At 64.0% G+C, this 17571-nt stretch carries 14 protein-coding genes; 4 read left to right on the forward strand and 10 right to left on the reverse strand.

From position 1 onward, the window contains the following. The first annotated feature begins 78 nt into the window (after window positions 1–78). Window positions 79–1320, forward strand: a complete 1242-nt coding sequence (locus tag BUA69_RS00445) for an HlyD family secretion protein (RefSeq protein WP_052950415.1) — start codon at window positions 79–81, stop codon at window positions 1318–1320. Window positions 1321–1332: 12 nt separating this feature from the next. Beyond that, the gene (locus tag BUA69_RS00450) at window positions 1333–2361 is read left to right on the forward strand and encodes an FUSC family protein (protein ID WP_046134355.1); all 1029 of its coding nucleotides are present in this window, start codon (window positions 1333–1335) and stop codon (window positions 2359–2361) included. 78 nt (window positions 2362–2439) lie between these two features. On the opposite strand, the gene BUA69_RS00455 is transcribed toward BUA69_RS00450, so the two are convergent. Then, the gene (locus tag BUA69_RS00455) at window positions 2440–3186 is read right to left on the reverse strand and encodes a phosphoribosyltransferase (protein WP_046134356.1); all 747 of its coding nucleotides are present in this window, start codon (window positions 3184–3186) and stop codon (window positions 2440–2442) included. Window positions 3187–3229: 43 nt separating this feature from the next. Between BUA69_RS00455 and BUA69_RS00460 the strand changes: the two genes are divergently transcribed. Then, window positions 3230–4396, forward strand: a complete 1167-nt coding sequence (locus BUA69_RS00460) for a M20 aminoacylase family protein (RefSeq protein WP_046134357.1) — start codon at window positions 3230–3232, stop codon at window positions 4394–4396. A gap of 160 nt (window positions 4397–4556) precedes the next feature. On the opposite strand, the gene BUA69_RS00465 is transcribed toward BUA69_RS00460, so the two are convergent. From BUA69_RS00465 to BUA69_RS00505, 9 genes are all read right to left on the reverse strand, one after another. Further along, window positions 4557–5450, reverse strand: a complete 894-nt coding sequence (locus BUA69_RS00465) for a nucleoside hydrolase (RefSeq protein ID WP_046134358.1) — start codon at window positions 5448–5450, stop codon at window positions 4557–4559. Next, complete coding sequence (locus BUA69_RS00470; RefSeq protein WP_046134416.1) at window positions 5443–7242, reverse strand: adenine deaminase C-terminal domain-containing protein; 1800 nt, start codon at window positions 7240–7242, stop codon at window positions 5443–5445. The genes BUA69_RS00465 and BUA69_RS00470 overlap by 8 nt, the downstream gene beginning before the upstream one ends. A gap of 145 nt (window positions 7243–7387) precedes the next feature. After that, a complete protein-coding gene (locus tag BUA69_RS00475; protein WP_046134359.1) occupies window positions 7388–8776 on the reverse strand; it encodes a M20/M25/M40 family metallo-hydrolase in 1389 nt (462 codons plus the stop codon). After that, on the reverse strand, window positions 8773–10098 hold the full coding sequence (locus BUA69_RS00480) for an amidohydrolase family protein (RefSeq protein ID WP_046134360.1): 1326 nt from the start codon (window positions 10096–10098) through the stop codon (window positions 8773–8775). The genes BUA69_RS00475 and BUA69_RS00480 overlap by 4 nt, the downstream gene beginning before the upstream one ends. 223 nt (window positions 10099–10321) lie before the next feature. Further along, window positions 10322–11392, reverse strand: a complete 1071-nt coding sequence (locus BUA69_RS00485) for an ABC transporter ATP-binding protein (RefSeq protein ID WP_046134361.1) — start codon at window positions 11390–11392, stop codon at window positions 10322–10324. 10 nt (window positions 11393–11402) lie between these two features. Continuing rightward, on the reverse strand, window positions 11403–12194 hold the full coding sequence (locus BUA69_RS00490; protein ID WP_046134362.1) for an ABC transporter permease: 792 nt from the start codon (window positions 12192–12194) through the stop codon (window positions 11403–11405). Beyond that, window positions 12191–13015: an ABC transporter permease gene (locus tag BUA69_RS00495; protein WP_046134363.1), complete on the reverse strand. Its 825-nt coding sequence runs from the start codon at window positions 13013–13015 to the stop codon at window positions 12191–12193. Before BUA69_RS00495 ends, BUA69_RS00490 begins: the two co-directional genes overlap by 4 nt. Before the next feature lie 153 nt (window positions 13016–13168). Next, complete coding sequence (locus tag BUA69_RS00500) at window positions 13169–14203, reverse strand: ABC transporter substrate-binding protein (RefSeq protein WP_046134364.1); 1035 nt, start codon at window positions 14201–14203, stop codon at window positions 13169–13171. Between the two features lie 192 nt (window positions 14204–14395). Beyond that, entirely contained in the window at window positions 14396–15346 is a 951-nt protein-coding gene (locus tag BUA69_RS00505) for a nucleoside hydrolase (RefSeq protein ID WP_072866450.1), read from the reverse strand. Window positions 15347–15508: 162 nt separating this feature from the next. Between BUA69_RS00505 and BUA69_RS00510 the strand changes: the two genes are divergently transcribed. Continuing rightward, entirely contained in the window at window positions 15509–17371 is a 1863-nt protein-coding gene (locus BUA69_RS00510) for an adenine deaminase (protein WP_244468709.1), read from the forward strand. Window positions 17372–17571: the final 200 nt, after the last annotated feature.

Genomic DNA, 17571 nt, shown 5'->3' on the forward strand with positions numbered 1-17571 from the left:
ATGTAGCTATGCAATAAAGTATCTTTGTTGAATAGCTAATTCGTGTACCTTATATAGGCAGCCTCAACGGAGCGGACTATGACACAGGGCAAAGATATGATGGAAGACAAAGGCGAGGCGACCACCGGCGTTGCGGCCAATGCCAATGTAGTGACGCTGCCGGGCGGTCGCGCCAAGGACATCGAAGCGGTGCCCGCGCCCTCGGCAGCCCCGTTGTCGCAAACTGATGCAATGCCGCCCCCTGCCCCAGCCACCAACAAGAGCCGCAAGAAGGCCAAGCTATTTGGCATCGGCGTTCTGGTGACGCTGGGTGCCCTGGTGGCCTGGTATCCGCTATCGGATCATTATGCCCCCTATGCCAGCGGCGCCTCGATCACCGCGCAGGTGACCCAGATCGCGCCCCGCGTGGCCGGGCCGGTGCAGCACCTGCTGATCGCCGACAATGCCGAGGTGAAGGCGGGACAGCCGCTGTTCCAGATCGACGATTCGACTTTCAGGATGGATGTGGCGCAGGCGCAGGCCCAGCTCGACCAGGCGCTGAACAGCGTTTCGGCCGGGGTCGCGGCAATTCCGGCGGCAGAGGCCAAGCTGGCGCAGGCCGAAGTGGCGCTGCTGACGGCCGAGCAGGACCTGGACCGGACGACGCAATTGCATCAGAGCGGGCTCGTCTCGGTGGCCAAGTTCAACACGGCGGATGCCAATCACCAGACAGCGCAGCTCAATGTTGAAGCGGCCAGGGCCGAGGTCGAGCGGGTCAAGCTGACCGCCAACACCAATGACGGCAACAATCCGAATTTGCGGACGGCGCAGGCCGTGCTCGACAAGGCCGAATTTGCGCTGGCCAACACGACTGTGCTGGCGCCCGCCGATGGTTATATTTCCAACCTTTCGCTGGCTGAAGGGCAGTTTGTTGCGGCGGGCACGCCGGCCATGACCTTCATCAATCCCAAGACACAGATGATCATTGCCGACCTGCGGGAAAACCAGCTGGTCAATGTGCAGCCGGGCGACCGTGCCATCGTGGCCTTCGAGGCGGCGCCGGGCCGTCAGTTCGAAGCGACTGTCGACAGTATTGCCTGGGGTATCAATAGCGGCCGCACCACGGTGAACGGGCTGGCACAATCGTCTAACGATACGCGCTGGTTCCCACCTGCCCGCAAGGTGCCGGTGCGGGTCTCCATCGATGACATGTCGGCGCTGCCGGGCAGCGTGCGGCTGGGTTCGGAAGCCAGCGTCCTCATCATCCCAGAGGATGGGCTGATCCCGACCATTGCACGGACCCTGATGGGCCTTGGCAGCATGCTATCGGGCTTCAACTAAGGATCACGGATCATGGAAGAGCTGACCAGAGTCGATCCCAACGAGGATCCGTACCTTGCCCTGCGCACCGCGCTGGCCGTTGCGCTCTGCGTCATCCTTGCGGAACCGCTGGGCGTGACGCAGCCGATGATGCCGATCGTATTTGCGATGTCGATGATGTCCAACCAGCGCGGCGCCTTGAATGCCAAGATATTTGCCGGGCCGCTCATGCTGCCGATAATGGCCTTCGTGTTCAGCTGGATCGCCGCGGCGACGGTGAGCGAGCCCAGCCTGTTCATCCTGGTCAATGTGGTGCTCGCCGCAGGCGGCATTGCACTGATGCTGTTCAAGGGCTCGCGCGGCGGCATCATCCTGACGGTGTTCCCGGCCATGATGTCGATGTCGGCGCTGTATAGCGATCAGGCCCTGGTGGCGATCCGGGACAGCATGGCATCTGGCGGGGTGATCCTGGGCGTTGCCATGGTGGCGCTCAATATCCTGCTGCCACCGCAGACCAGCCGTATCCATGTCGAAAAGATCGATCCCTTCACCGGAGCCAATCCGCGTGCCGAGCTGCTGATCCGGCTGGCGGTTTATGTGCCCGTAATGTTGGCGACCTTTGCCACGGGCGACATGAACCTGTTGATCGTGCCGATCATGCTGGCCTTTGTCTGTGCCGAGCCGGATCGCGGTGGGCGGATGGAGCAATTGGTGGATCGCGGCGGCGGGACCATAATCGGTGCGCTGGTCGCAATCGGCGCCATGGCGATCTACCATGTAGTGCCACAGTTTCCGGTTCTGGCGGCCCTGATCACGCTGATCACCTTTGTGCTGATCGACAAGATGACCACTGGCCGGGCCCGCCCGCTGTTCTACCAGTATATCTGTTCGGTGGCGCTGGTGATGCTGGTGTCGGCGACGTTCGGCGCGCGGGATGCGTTCGAAGTGGTGGTGCAACGTGTCGTTCTGACCAGCGGCGCCATGGTCGGCGCCATTGCCCTGCTATCGCTGCTGGAGATGATATTCATTCCCAATCGGAACGTCAGCCAGCAAGCGGCGTGAGCCATTCGGCGCATTGCCAATGCCCTGGCGGCAAGCTTCCGCACCCTATGAAACCCCGGCCCTGGCCGGGGTTTCTGCTTATGCCGGCCGGCCAAGCACGGGGTCGGCTGGGGCGGGTTGCCAGTGGTTGGATGCCGTCTTGTGCAGCAGCGGCGAGTGGGTGGCGGCGACGATGCGATCGCGCCAGGGCGCCAGGGGCTCCTGCCAGCGGGTGCTTTGCAGCATGGCGGTGGCGATGGCGACCGGTGGAATGCCGGCTTTTTCCAGCAGCCGCAGCACGGCGGCCATCGAGGTTCCGGAGCTGATGACATCGTCGATGACGACGACGCGACGGCCCTCGAGCAGCGGCAGCATGCGCGGATCGACGAAGATGGTCTTGGCGTGCATGGGGCTGGTGATCGAGCTCATCGGTTCCGACAGGGCATCGAGGTACCAGAACTTGCGGGACGTGCCGAGCGCCACCATGCGCGAATGGCCGAAGCGGCGCGCGACATTGGCGGCCAGCGGCAGGCCCAGCGTCGGCACGCCGATAATGACTTCGGGATCATAGGGGCGCAGGCTTTCGACCAGCACTTCGGCGAGGGCATCCTCAACCGCAAAGCTGGCCTGATTGACGATCATCGAGGCGACGGCGCGGCTGCCATCGCCGGGCAGGACGCGAATCGGCAGCAGGAGCTGGCGGCCGTCGGCGAGGGCGGCGGGATAGCTATCGGTGAAACCATCCGCCGGGGCGGTATCATAGGTGCCGGCGGGCGCAATATCCTGCCAGAACTGGTGGGGAGCGAGAGACAAAGTGGAAGTTTTCCTTGCTGCGCCAAAAGGCATGGCCGATGTTGGCGCCTGATATTTTTCAAGACCTTGGCACGCTATGCAACCCGGCAGCAACGACCCTTTTGAACTCGAATCCATGATCGCGCTGCGGCGGGACCTGCATGCGCATCCCGAACTGGGGTTCGAGGAAGTGCGCACCAGCGGTATCGTCGCCGCGCAATTGGCCGAAGTGGGGATCAGCGTGCATCGCGGGTTGGGCAAGACCGGCGTTGTCGGGACGCTCAAGGTTGGGGACGGCACCCGCTCGATCGGCCTGCGGGCGGATATGGATGCGCTGGCCATGCCCGAGTTGGGCGACCTGCCCTATCGCTCCGGCACGCCCAATACGATGCATGCCTGCGGGCATGACGGGCACACGGTGATGCTGCTGGCGGCGGCACGGCATCTGGCGCGGACGCGCAATTTCAACGGCACCGTGCACTTCATTTTCCAGCCGGCCGAGGAAGGCCGGGGCGGCGCCAAGGCCATGGTCGACGATGGCCTGTTCAAGCTGTTTCCGATGGATGCGGCCTATGGGCTGCACAATATGCCGGGGCTGGCGCCCGACGAAATGGCGGTGGTTGCCGGACCACAACTGGCATCGTCGGATAGCTGGGAAGTGGTGTTTCATGGCGTCGGCACGCATGGGGCCAAGCCGCATCTGGGGCGTGATGCGGTGACGGCTGCGGCGCAGTTTCTGACGGCCATCCACACCATCGTGGCGCGGCGGATCGATCCACTGCAGCCGGCAGTGGTCAGTGCCTGCGCGATCACGGCGGGCGATTTCAATGCGCTCAACGTCATTCCAGACGATGTGCGGATCGGCGGGACGGCGCGGGCCTATTCGGCTGCCGTGCGCGACCAGCTGGAGGCCGAAATCGGGCAGTTGGCGCAGGGTGTTGCAGCCACGTTCGGGATCACGGTGGACTACAGTTTCAAACGGCGGATACCGCCGGTGGTCAATGATGCCGATGTGACGCGGCGGGCGCTCTTGGCGGCGCAGACGGTGACCGGGCGGCCGGTGGTGACGGATTTCCCGCCCTCGACCGCCGGGGATGACTTCGCGTTTCTGGGCGCCGAAGTGCCGGGCGCCTATGTGTGGCTGGGCAATGGTCCGGCAGTGGACGGGGCGCTGCACCACAATTCGCGGTACGATTTCAATGACGAGGCGATCCTGACCGGCGCGCGATACTGGACGGCGTTGGTGGAGCAGGAATTGCGGTAGGGTGGCCCTGCCCTACATGGTTCCCATACACCGGGTTATTCCGGCGCAGGCCGGAATCCATGCTGTGCTCTCTCCACGAGATGGATGGTGGTGATGGCCTTCAGCATGGATCCCGGCCTGCGCCGGGATGACACCGCGAGTGGGGCGAGATCTATGAAAACTAAACGAACCCGGTCTTGAGCAAGGCCAGCGCGCCGGGGACGTCGACCCGGAGGGCGCAGGCGACGGGGCTGCCATTGGGGTTTGGCTGCAGGGCACCGGCATCGGCGCCGTCGCTCAGATCGACTGACAGCATGCGGGTTTCGATGTCGAACAGGTCCGGCGCCAAGGCCAGCAGCATGACGCAAGGGTCGTGCAACGGGCGGCTTTGCTTGCCATCCTGCAGATAGGCTTCCAGCACCTGGGCGGTCACATCGCCATGCATGGTGCCGCGGAGCGCGTTCACATAGTCCATATCGGCGCGGACGCGACGGGTGACGTCGAGCGGCACGATGGTCGGTGTGAGCCCGCCCTGCAGGACGATGGCCGTTGCCTCCGGGTCTGAGGCGAAGTTGAATTCGGACCGGGGGCCGACATTGCCCGGCTCGTCGACCGTACCGCCCATGATGATCAGACGGCCAAGGCGCTTGGCCGCGTCGGGATGATCGGCAACAAGACGGGCAATATTGGTCAGCGGGCCCAGCGCCAGGATATCGATGGTCCCGGCGGGATTGTCGCGCAATTGCCGGGCCATCCACTCCACTGCCCCGGTCTGCGGCGTGACCAGTGGCGGCGGCAGGGTGATGCCACCGAGACCATCGCTGCCGTGAATGGCCACGACATCGATGCCCCAGCGGCGCAGCGGCCGCTCGGCGCCCATCAGCACCGGAATATCGCCGCGCCCGGCAACGGCCAGCAGGCCCAAGGCATTGGCGGTGGTTCGATCGAGGCCGATATTGCCAGCGACGGTAGTCAGGCCCAGCACGTCGAAGCGGCCGGAGCCCAGGGCGAAGAGGATCGCCACGGCGTCGTCGAGGCCGGGATCGGTGTCGATGATAACGCGGGGATTACTCATAGAGTGGCGCCAGAACCATTTCGGGGACGCGGACCAGGCCCTTGTCGGTGATGCGGACTTCGGGGATCACCGACAGCGGGATCAGGTTGAAGCCCATATAGGGGATGGTGCAGCCGGCAGCCTCCCACGCGCGCTTGAGCGCGACGTTTTCCGCCGCCACTTCATGCACGCGCTTGTCGGACAGCAGGCCCGCGACCGGCAGGCCGACAAAGGCGGTGACCTTGCCATCCTGCACCACGACAATGCCGCCCTTGGCGTCCTGGATGGTTTGAAGGGCCAGCGCCATATCGGCCTCATTGGTACCGGCGAGCAGGATGTTGTGGCTGTCATGGCCGACGCTGGAGCCGACGGCGCCATTGGTCAGGCCGAAATCCTGCAGCAGGCCATGGGCGATGCCACCATCGGACTTGCCGTGGCGCTCGATGACGGTGACAAAGCTCAGATTGTGCTTTTCGAGCAGGGTCGGCCAATCATTGGCCGGCTCCAGCGCCACCTTGCGCAGCGGCAGCACGATACCCGGCATTTCGATGCCGATGGCATTGGCGGTGACCGGGGCGGTCGGCAGTTCGGGGATCAGCTTGAGATTCTTGGGCGTGTGGACGGTGTTGTAGGCCGCCTCGGGGTAGCGGTAGCGCTGGTTGAGGGTTTCTTCCAGAACCGGGGTGATCTGGCGGTGATCGACCACCAGTTCGCCGCCATACCAGGTGCTGACCGGCTTCATCGAGTCATCGAGCAACACCAGATCGGCGCGACGGCCGCCGCCGAGGCCGCCGATTTCATCGCCCAGGCCAAAGCGGGTGGCGCCGTGGAGCGAGCCCATGGCCCAGGCCTGTTCGGGCTTCATGCCCAGGCGAATGGCCTCCCGGACCACCCAGTCGAGGCCGAAATGCAGCAGGTCATCGGCATCGCGATCATCGGTGCAGACGCAGTAGCGCTTGTGGCTGGCGCCACGCTCGGTGATCGGGCGGATGGCCTCGACAATCGAGTTCCACGGCGTCGCCGGGTTGCCGCCACGCAGGAACACCCAGATGCCGGCATCGACGAAATCATCGGAGATATCGATATCGATGGCTTCATGCGTATCGGTGACGCCCGAGGCGGCATAGGGCGCAACGAATTCGCGGCCATAGATGTGGCCGGAGACCGGGCGGCCGCGCTTGAGCGCCTCAGCGATGATGGCGTGGCTGCGCGGATCGCCCATGGCGACCGGCACGAAGTCCATCTTCTCGCCCAGCGCCAGCGCCTCGGGCCACTTGTCGAACATGGCGCCGATCTTTTCGGGCGTCAGGTCGCCGCCGGCCGTTTCGAGTTCGGGCGAAGTTGCCGGCACGGTCGAGGGGACGGTAAGGAAGATCGACAGCGGCGCCATGCGGGCGTCTTCAAGCATGGCTTCGACACCGGCGACGTCCATGACGTTACCGATCTCATGGCTGTCGCAGAAAATCGTGGTGGTGCCATTGAGCAAGGCCGCCTCGGCATAGGCGCAGGCAGTGACCATCGAGCTTTCGATATGGATATGCGGATCAACCAGGCCGGGCGCGATGATGCCGCCCTTGGCGTCATAGATCGCCTTGGGCGCGGCGGCGGATTTATGGGCGCCGGCCGGCTTGATCGCGGCGATGCGACCGCCGGAAATCCAGACTTCCTTGTCGTTGGCGATGCGCTCGGAATAGGTCGAGAGCATGCGGGCGCCGGTGATGACCATATCGGCCGGAGCCTGGCCGCGCGCTACGGCGGCGAGCGCCTGGGTCTGCTGCCACAGGGGAGCGACGGAAAAGCGGGTGATGGGCATGGTGGTGTACTCCGAGTTTTCATCCCGCTCGGTGTCATCCCGGCGAAGGCCGGGATCCATGCTGAGCTCTCAGAATGGACCCCGGCCTTCGCCGGGGTGACACCGTGGGTGGTTTAGATCATTGGCAGGTCAAGACCTGTCGCGGTCAAGCCTTGTCGCCGAAGGCAGCGAGGATGCGCACCCAGCTGCGGATGCCCTTGTGGAAGCTCGACAGGTCGTATTTCTCGTTGGGGCTGTGGATGCGGTTGTCGAAGCGGGCAAAGCCGATGAGCAGCGAATCCATGCCGAGACGGCGCTTGAATTCGCCCAGGATCGGGATCGACCCGCCGGTGCCGGCCAAGGCGGCCTCGCGGTTCCATTCGGTGGTGAGCGCAGCGCGGGCCTTGGTGAGCAATTCGCCATCGAGCGGCATCATCTCGGCCGGGGCGCTGGCATAGGCGCGGAAACTGACGGTGCAATCGGCCGGCAGGAGGCTCTGGACGAACTCGCGGAAGATGGTGCGGATGCGGTCGGGGTCCTGCCCTGCCACCAGCCGGAAGGACAGCTTGGCACTGGCCTGGGCGGGAATGACGGTCTTGAAGCCATCGCCGCTATAGCCGCCCCAGACGCCATGGACCTCGGCGGTCGGGCGGGCCCAGACCTGTTCCAGCACCGAGCGACCGGTCTCGCCGGCGGGGACCGAAAGGCCGACATCGGTCAGGAACTTTTCGCTGTCGAATGGCAGGCGCGCCCATTGCGCCTTGATGGCCTCGGGCAATTCGGTGACGCCATCGTAGAAGCCGGGAATGGCGACGCTGCCATCGTCATTGCGCAGCTTGCCGATAATGGTGCCGAGCAGCTGCACCGCATTACGGGCGGCGCTGCCGAACATGCCGGAATGCAGGTCACGATCACCGGCGGTGATGGTGAACTCCTCGCTGACGAAGCCGCGCCACATGGTGGTGATCGCCGGGGTGTCGCGATCCCACATATCGGTGTCGCAGACCAAGATCGTATCGGCCTTGAGATCAGCCGCATTGGCTTCGAGGAACGGCCCGAGCGAGGGGCTGCCGGCTTCTTCCTCGCCCTCGAACAGCATGGACACGCGGATGGGCAGCGCGCCAGTGACTGCCTTGAAAGCGCGGCAGGCTTCGATAAAGGTCAGCAGCTGGCCCTTATCGTCGGAGGCGCCTCGGCCCAGGATGAAGGTTTCGCCATCGGGCTGGGGCGCCAGCGACGGCTCGAACGGCGGCGTGGTCCACAGCGCCAGCGGATCGACGGGCTGCACGTCGTAATGGCCGTAGAACAGCACATGCGGGCCGGGCGTGGCGGGGCCATGGGCCACGACCATAGGATGACCGGCGGTGTCGCGCACCGAGGCATCGAATTCGAGGCCGGCCAGCTGATCGGCCAGCCAGGTGGCGGCGCGGCGGCAATCGGGAGCGTATTGCGGCTCGGTTGAGACCGAGGGGATGCGGATCAGTTCGAACAGGCGGTCGAGGCTGGCGTCGAGATTGGCATCGACATGGTCAAGAACGGCATCGAGCCGGGTCATGGGCGGTCCTCATCAAGCCGGATCATTTCGGCCTTGAACTGGTGGGCAATCTGCAGCGCGTCGCGCAGCGTCTTCTTGGTATCGAGCGTCTGGACCTGCCGGTTGCGCATCAGCCAGCGGCCGGCGACCATGCTGTCAGTCACATCGCTGGGCATGGTGGCAAAGACCAGCGCCGAATAGACGTCGTAGATCGGATGCAGGCGCGGCGCATCGAGGCTGATGCGAATGAGATCGGCCTGCTTGCCGGCTTCGAGCGAACCGGTCTTGAGATTGAGGCTGAGGACGCGCGCGCCTTCGATGGTGGCAATGCGGATCACCTCGGCGGCCGGCAGGGGCTTGCGCGATCCGGCCAGCAGCTTGGCGAACATCGAGACCGGCGCGAACTGGCTGAACAGATCCAGCGTGTTGCCGCTCATGGCGCCATCGCTGCCCATGCCGACCGGCAGGCCGGCATTTCGCAGCTTTTCGACCGGAGCAATGCCGCGCCCGGCCTTGCCATTGGAGCGCGGATTGGTGGCCACGGTCACCTGATGCTCGGACATCATGGTAATGTCGGCGCCATCAAGCTGCAGGCAATGGGCGCAGATCAGGTTGGGCTTGAGTAGCCCGGAATCGCGGGTGACGGCGACAGTGGACTGGCCGTGATTGTCCATCGCCCACTGCACTTCCAGCGTGCTCTCTGCCAGGTGCATCTGCACCGGCACATCGGGGTGATCGGCCGACCATTGGGCAATGCGCTCCATGACCTTGAGGCCGGTGGAGTATGGCGCGTGCGGCGCAATCGAGGGCGTCACCAGCGGATGGCCGGCGAATTCCTCGACCAATTGCCCGACGCGGGCAAAACCTTCGTCGAAATCCTTGTGATCGGGCGGATCGAAATCGGCAAGCGTCTGGCCAACGATGGCGCGCAGGCCCGATGCCTCGGCGACGCGGCCGACTTCGGTTTCGAAGTAATACATGTCGGCGACGGTGGTGACGCCACCCTGGATCATTTCCAGCGCCGAGAGCGCGGAGCCGGCCCGCACCATTTCGGCGGAGACAAATTTGCGTTCCAGCGGCAGGATGTAGCGGTAGAGCCGGTCATCGACGTCTTCGCCAAGGCCGCGGAACACCGACATGCCCATATGGCAGTGCGGATTGACCATGCCGGGCATGACGATATCGCCACCGCAGTCGATGATCTCGGCGCCGTCGATGGTTGGGGGCGTACCACTGCCGAGCGCGGTGATGGTGGTGCCGTCGATCTGCACCCAGCCCGGATTGTGCTGGGTCATGGTGTCGTCGAGGGTCAGAACCCAAGCATTGGTCAGGACAATGGTCATGGGGTCGGCCGTGCTGGATTAAAGCGAAGCGACCCCCACCCTGGCCCTCCCCTCAAGGGGGAGGGAATGATGGAGCCGCACTCACGGTGATGTTCAGGACGTGACGACGGGAAGGCCCCCCTCCCCCCTGAGAGGAGGGTCGGGGTGGGGGTCGTCGGCGTGGAGCAGGACAGTGCAGCGACCTCGTGGTTCGCCAAGCTCACCATGAGGTCGAGGGGTCGGCTCACGCCACCGGTTCCGGGGCCAGGATGGTGCATTGCTCGGGCACGGGGACCAACTTGGCATTGGCACCGATATCGAGCGGACGGGTCAATGGACCGTTGGCGAGCAGATGGCCGGCGGCGGTCTCGCACTGGTACTGGTAGGCGCGGCCCAGATAGGTGCGCAGGCCCAGCTTGGTGGGGATGCCTTCCACGCTGGCATTGTCGGTGACGGCGAGGCCATCGGCGCGACAGGCCAGGATGAAGCTATCCGGAATGGTGCCGAACTGTTCAAGCGACAGGGTGATGCGCGCACCGCCTGCCATTTCCGCAGTGATCTTGGCGCCATCGCGGGCAACGACATCCATCGGGATCAGGTTTTCGAAGCCGACAAAGCGGGCGACGAAGGCGTTTGCCGGGCGCTGGTACAGCACTTCGGGCGTATCGAGCTGCATGATCCTGCCGGCATGCATGATGGCGACGCGATCAGAGATCGAGAACGCCTCTTCCTGGTCGTGCGTGACATAGACCGAGGTGGTGCCGTTGGCGCGCTGCAGCTGGCGGATCTCGACGCGCATGTCGACACGCAGCTTGGCGTCGAGGTTGGACAAGGGCTCATCGAACATCAGCAGTGGCGGCTCGATGACCAGCGCCCGCGCCAGGGCAACGCGTTGCTTCTGGCCGCCCGAAAGCGCGCCGGGCAGACGGTCGGCGAGATGGCCGAGGCCAACGCGCTCGAGCATGGCCCCGACCCGCTTGGCTTTGACATCGCCGGAGACGCCGCGTTGCTTGAGGCCGAAGCCGACATTTTCCGCCACCGACAGGTGCGGGAACAGCGCGTAGTTCTGGAACACCAGGCCGATATTGCGCTGATGCGCCGGCAGGCGTGTCAGGTCCTTGCCGCCCAGCTCGATCTTGCCCGAGGTAGGCTCGAGGAAGCCGGCGACGAGGCGCAGGGTGGTGGTCTTGCCGCAACCGGAAGCGCCAAGCAGGGAGACCAGCTCGCCCTCGGCAATTTCGAGCGACAGGTCTTCGAGCACTTTGGTGCTGCCGTAGTGCGCGGTGATCGACTGGATCGAGAGGTTTTGGGTCACGGCGCGGTCTCTACTTGGCAAGGAAGGTCAGGCCCAGGGTACGCTCGACGATGGCCATCACGCCAACGGTGAGCGCCATGAGCAGCACCGATACCGACGCCACTGTCGGATCGAAGAACTGCTCCATATGAGCCAGGATCTGGATGGGAAGGGTGGAAATGCCCGGGCCGGTCATGAAAATCGAGATCGACACGTCATTGATCGAGGTGATGAAGCACAGGATGAAGGCTGCGATCACACCCGAACGGACATTGGGCAGAAGGATGGTGAAGAAGGTTTTCAGCGGCGGCGAGCCCAGGCTGATCGCCGCTTCCTCGATGGAGAAATCGAACGAGGCCAGCGAGGCGCTGATGACGCGCACCACATAGGGCAGCACCAGCAGCGTATGGCCGATGATCAGCGACAGGAAGATCGGCGCGCTGAACTCGGCGGCGAAGTTCTTCAGGAGGGCAAAGCCCAGCACCAGTTCAGGGACCAGCACTGGCAGCACGAACAGCGTCGAGAGCCAGCCGGGCAGCTGGATGCGGTAGCGGTTGAGCGCATAGGCCGCCGGAATGCCGATCAGCAGCGCAATGAAGGTCGAGATGAACGCGATCTGCAGGCTGGTGATGATGGTGCGGCGGAAGGCACTGATGGCGAAGATGTTTTCGAACCAGCGCAGCGACAGGCCCTGCGGCGGGAAGGTCAGGTAGGTGGTATTGCTCAGGGCGGAACCAATCACGATGACCAGCGGGCCGACGAGGAAGATGAAGACGAAAACCGTGAAGACGATCAGGGCGGGGTGAATCTTGCTGGTCATCAAACGGCCATCGGGTTGAGGCGGCGGGCAATACGGGTCATCAGCAGCACGACGACGATGGTGATGACCACCATGATCGCGGCGATGGTGGAAGCGCTGACCCAGTCGAAGATGACCATGGCCTGCTGATACATCAGCGTGCCCATCACCATCTGGCTTTCGCCGCCGAGCAATTGCGGCGTGGCATAGGCGGTGAAGCTGCCGGTAAAGACCAGCACGGCGCCGACGATGAGGCCGGGCACGGCCAGCGGGAAGATGACCTGGCGGAACGTGGCCGAGGGTTTGGCGCCCAGCGAGGCCGAGGCCTGGATGAGGTCATCGGGAATGGATTCGAGCACCCCGACCAGGGTCAGGATCATCAGCGGCACAAAGAGATAGACCATGGCGACGATCACGGCGCCCTGCGTATAGAGCATGGTCATCGGCTCGCCGATCAGGCCGAGCGAGACCAGCGTCGAATTGAGGATGCCGTTCTTGCCCAGGATGATCATCCAGGCAAAGGAGCGGACCACGACGCCGGTCAGCAGCGGGAAAACCGCGGCGATGATCAGGATGGATTTGAGCCAACCCGGCGCGCGCGACACGACATAGGCCGTGAGAAAACCGATAGCCAGCGCGATCACCGTGGTGATGAACGAGATCTGGATGGTGCGCCACAGCACGGTGCGACGGAAGCCGCTGCCGAAAAACGAGATATAGGGCGCGAAGATGCCGTTGGGCGTCATGAAGGTGGTGGCGATCGTTGCCAGCACCGGAAAGATCAGAAACACCACGACGAGCAGTGTGCCGGGGGAGGCCAGAGTCCAGCCAGAGTAACGCTTCATATTTGGTTTGACCCCGGATTATTGCCCATCCTCATGGCAGCGTATCGGCCACGAGGATGAACCAGGCACGGTATTGGACCTCACGGCTCGTCTAGCTCACCGTGAGGCCGACTGGAATGACTGAAGGCGCGGCGGAAGGCCGCGCCAAGCCGATTACATGCCGAACAGCTCGTTCCAGCGATCGACCCAGCCGCCCTTGGCGGCGTTCATCTTGACGTAGTCGATGCGCTGCAGACCGGCGATGGTATCGGCGCCATAGGTCCACAGGGACGCCTGCTCAGGCGTCAGTTCGACCGACTTCACTACCGGCGCGTCGACACCCTGCTCAGCAAGCTGCTGCTGGATTTCGGGCGACAGGATGAAGTTGATGAACTCATAGGCGAGTTCGGTATTGGCAGCACCGGTCGGGATGTTGACGGTGTTGACGGTGGCGACTGCGCCATCCGACAGGTCAGCCCAGACGGCCGTCGGCATTGCTGCCCGAATCTGGGCGAGCGTGAAGTCCTGCGCGATGGCAGCCTTGATCTCGCCAGTCGAGAACAGGTTGATCATCTCGGAGCCGGTATTGTAGTTCTTGACCACGTTCGGCTTGAGCTCGGCCAGCGCGGCGAAGGCGCCATCGGCATCTTCAAACGCGTCGACGCCAGCATGGTCGCCGGCCTTGAGCACGGTGATCGGGCCGGCAGTGGTGGTCACGTTCGGCAGCGACAGCGACGCGGCCAGGTCCGCACGCCACAGATCGTTCCACGAGGTGATCGGCGGATTGACGGAGGCGCTGTCATAGACGATGCCGACGCGGCCCAGCGTATAGGCCGGGCCATAACCGCCCTGCGGGTCCTTGGCAATGTCGTAGACACCTTCAAGGTTTGGCAGCTTGGACTGGTCGATCTTCTGGAACAGGCCAGCTTCGATACCGGTCTGGCTGAAGCTGTCCGACAGGTAAATGACATCGACGCCTTCGCCGTTGCGGACCTGGAGCTTGTTGAGGCGCTCGCCGGCATTGCCGGTTTCAAAGATCAGCTCGCAACCACACTGCTCACGGAAGGGGGCGAGGATGATGGCTTCCATCTTGTCGCCGTTGAAGCCCCACCAGGAGATGGTCAGCGACTTGTCCTGTGCCGATGCCGGCATGGCGGACAACAATGCGGCAGCCGAAATCACCAGCGCCGAGAGAACCGTCTTTTGCATATTTGGCTTTCCTTTATGGTCGGGAACAGCCGCGTATCCGACAGCTTCCTCCCTGACAATTGAGCCTATTTTTGCAGCGCCGGCCACGCAAGCCCATTCTTTAGGCTAATGCGGAGCGCCGCCCTTTATCAACGCATTTTGAACTTAATCGGCAAGCCCGGCGCGATCGCGCGCCGGGCACCTGCCATCGGATCAGGCCGGGACGAAGGCGATGGACGCTGCGTACATGGCGACGATGCGATCCAGGTCCGCTTCCTCGACCAGGGTAACGGCGGGCGTGCCCAGGCGGCCCGATGGATCGACCACGGTCATGCCGCGGGTGATCCCGGGTGCCAGCGCCACATCGACGGAGCCGCGCATCGACTTGGTGATGATGGACGGATCGATGACGACGGCGGCAGCCAGCGGATCGACGAAGCGGAAATTGTCGCCGCCGCCATAACCCTCGATGGTCTGGCGGGCATGGCGCACCAGCGCCTGCGAAAAGGCCTTTTCCGGCCCGGCAGCGAGCGCGGCGAACATCTCTTCGACCTGCTTGCCGGTGATCTTGTGGCTCATGCAGGGTTCCCACGGCACGACCACGATCTCGATGTCGGCGGCGAAGACGACAGCCGCTGCCTCGGGATCGGCATAGATATTGAACTCGGCGGCGGGTGTGGTGTTGCCACGACCATAGACGGTGCCGCCCATGATGGTCAGCTGGCCGATACCGTTGATGATGGCCGGCTCAAGGCGCAGCGCCAGCGCCAGATTGGTCAGCGGGCCGATCATCAGGATATCGACCTTCTCCCCATGCGCACCGGCCTGGCGGAACGTGGTGCGGAGGAATTCCACGGCATCATGGCTGGCGATTTCAGCCGTTTCCAGCGGGCGCGGCGCGCCGCCCAGACCGTCTTCGCCATGGATGTACTTGGCGTCGATCACGGCCTGAACCATCGGACGGCTGGCGCCCGCATGGACGGGCGGATTGACCTTGGCCAGCGCCAGGGTCGCCAGAATATTGCGGGTTGCGGCCTCAAGGCCAACATTGCCGAAAACCGTCGTGATCGCGTCGGGGGTGCGATCATTTGCGATAAGCATCAACAGCGCCTGCGCGTCGTCAACGCCGCCGTCGGTATCGAGGATCAGGCGATTATGCGTCAAATCAAGCACCCCATTGGTGGAACACAGCCCGAAACTGCCGAGGCAGCCTGGCCCTTTGGGTCGGCGATGTAGCGGCCATGGGCAGGGAAGTCACGCGATTATCGCTGTTTCATCGCGCGATGCTGCCGTGTTATCCCCAAATCCAAAGACGAGGTACCTGACTTGACCGCACCTGCCGACCTGTTGATCGACGCCGCCAACGAAATCGCCATCCGCCAGAAACTGGCCCTGGTGGCGCTGGGAAAACTGCCTGCCGACCGGGCGCTGCGCGTCGGACGGCTGCTCGATGTCAACGGGCGCAACTGGCACGATGACCAGGAGATCGTCATCTCCGGCCGCCGCATTGCCTGGGTCGGCCCGGCCGGCGCCTATCCCGGCGAAGTGGGCGAGCGGTTCGATGCGCGCCACCTGAGCGCGGTGCCGGGCTTTGGCGAGGTGCACAAACATATCGAATCGAGCCACCTGACCCCCGAACACGAAGCGGCGCTGGTGCTGCCCTATGGCAATACCTGGACCTGCGAGGCCAGCCACGAATTCTCCAACGTCAACGGCCCGAAGAACCTGGAATTCTGGCTGACGGCGCGGCTGGCCGGTTCGCCGATGAAAATCTTCCCCCTGCCCGGCTCGGCCGTGCCGCCAACCGCCTATGAATGGGGCGGCGGACACTTTGGCTATGACGAGCAGCAGAGCTTTCTCAAGCAGCAGCTGATGGTCGCGGGCCTCGACGAGGTCATGGACTGGCCGGCGGTATGGAATCCCGAGAACCCCTCCTATGAGCGGCTCTGGGGCATGATCCGCGCGACTTTCGAGCAACGCGGCGTGGTCGAGGGCCATGCCGCCGGCATGCGCGCCATCAACGACATCAATGCCTTCGCCGCCGCTGGCATGGCGTCCGACCACGAAGCGTGGACGCTGGAAGAGGTGCAGGACAAGCTGCGGCGCGGCCTGTTCATGGAAATCCGGCCGCATTCGCTGCCTGATATCGTCAAGGGCCTGTTGGCAGCCGGACAGCAGGACTGGTCGCAGTTCGCGCTGTGCACCGATGATCGCTCCTGCTCGGACACGCTCAAGATGGGCGCCACCGACCACAATGTCCGGCTGGCCATCGAAAGCGGGCTGGCGCCCGAAATCGCCATCCAGCTGGTCACCATCAATCCGGCGCGCCATATGCGGCTGACGCCATGGGTCGGCTCGATTGCGCCGGGCCGCTTTGCCGATATCGTGCTGCTGGACGACATTGCCACTCTCTCCATCGCCCAGGTGTGGGCGGATGGCGAGCAGGTTTCCGAGGGCAAGCGCTATATCAAGCCGGTGCCCAGCATCGACTGGCCGGACTGGGCGACCCACACGGTCAATATCGGGCGTGAACTGACAGCGGACGATTTCGCCATTGCTGCCGCGCCGGGCCGTGACAGCATGCAGGCCGCCCTGCTGCGGCCGTTCCATTGGGACGATGATTTCATCACCATGGAATTGCCGGTGCGCGATGGGCTGGTGCAGCGCGACGCGAGCCGCAATGTCACCAAGTTCGCGGTGGTCGACCGGTTCTCGGGCGAAGGCAAGACCGCCAAAATGTTCTGGCTCGGTACTGGCCCCAAAACGGAAGACACCGCACTGGCCTGCTCGATGGGCCATGACAAGCACAATATCTGGGTGGTCGGCTCATCGGATGCGGCCATGGCCAAGGCGGTCAATGCCCTGCGCCAGAGCCAGGGCGGCTGGGCGCTGGTGCGCGGCGGCGAACTGGTGGCGACAGTGGGCTATGAGGTCGGCGGACTGATGACCTGCCGCCCGCCGGAAGCTCTGGATGCCGAGATGGCTGAACTCTATCGGCAGGGCGAAACCATTGAATGGATGTATGAGCCAACCTTCTCGCCGCGTTGGTGGCCCGGCTTCCCGGAGCGGCTGGCCTTTGCCACCCTCACCTGCGCGCCCTGGCGTTGGGTGCTGGTCGCACCATCGCCGCTGGCGCCCGAGGGCTTCGTCAACGTGGCGACCGGAGAAACGCACAGCATCGTCTGGTAGGAATTGGGATGATGGAGGCCTCGCCCTGGACTTGAACCAAGGGTATGGGGAGTTGCAATCCCCAGCGTAACGCTCCGCCACGAGGCCATCGCGGTCATCTTGCCGTTCACGGGTTAAGACTGCGTTGCCCCGTCGCGCAAAGCGCTGACATCACGCCCTTTTTCCGCGCCTGAACGCGGCGGCATGGGATGCCGTTTGTT

This window comes from Devosia limi DSM 17137, assembly GCF_900128975.1.
Lineage (GTDB): Bacteria > Pseudomonadota > Alphaproteobacteria > Rhizobiales > Devosiaceae > Devosia > Devosia limi.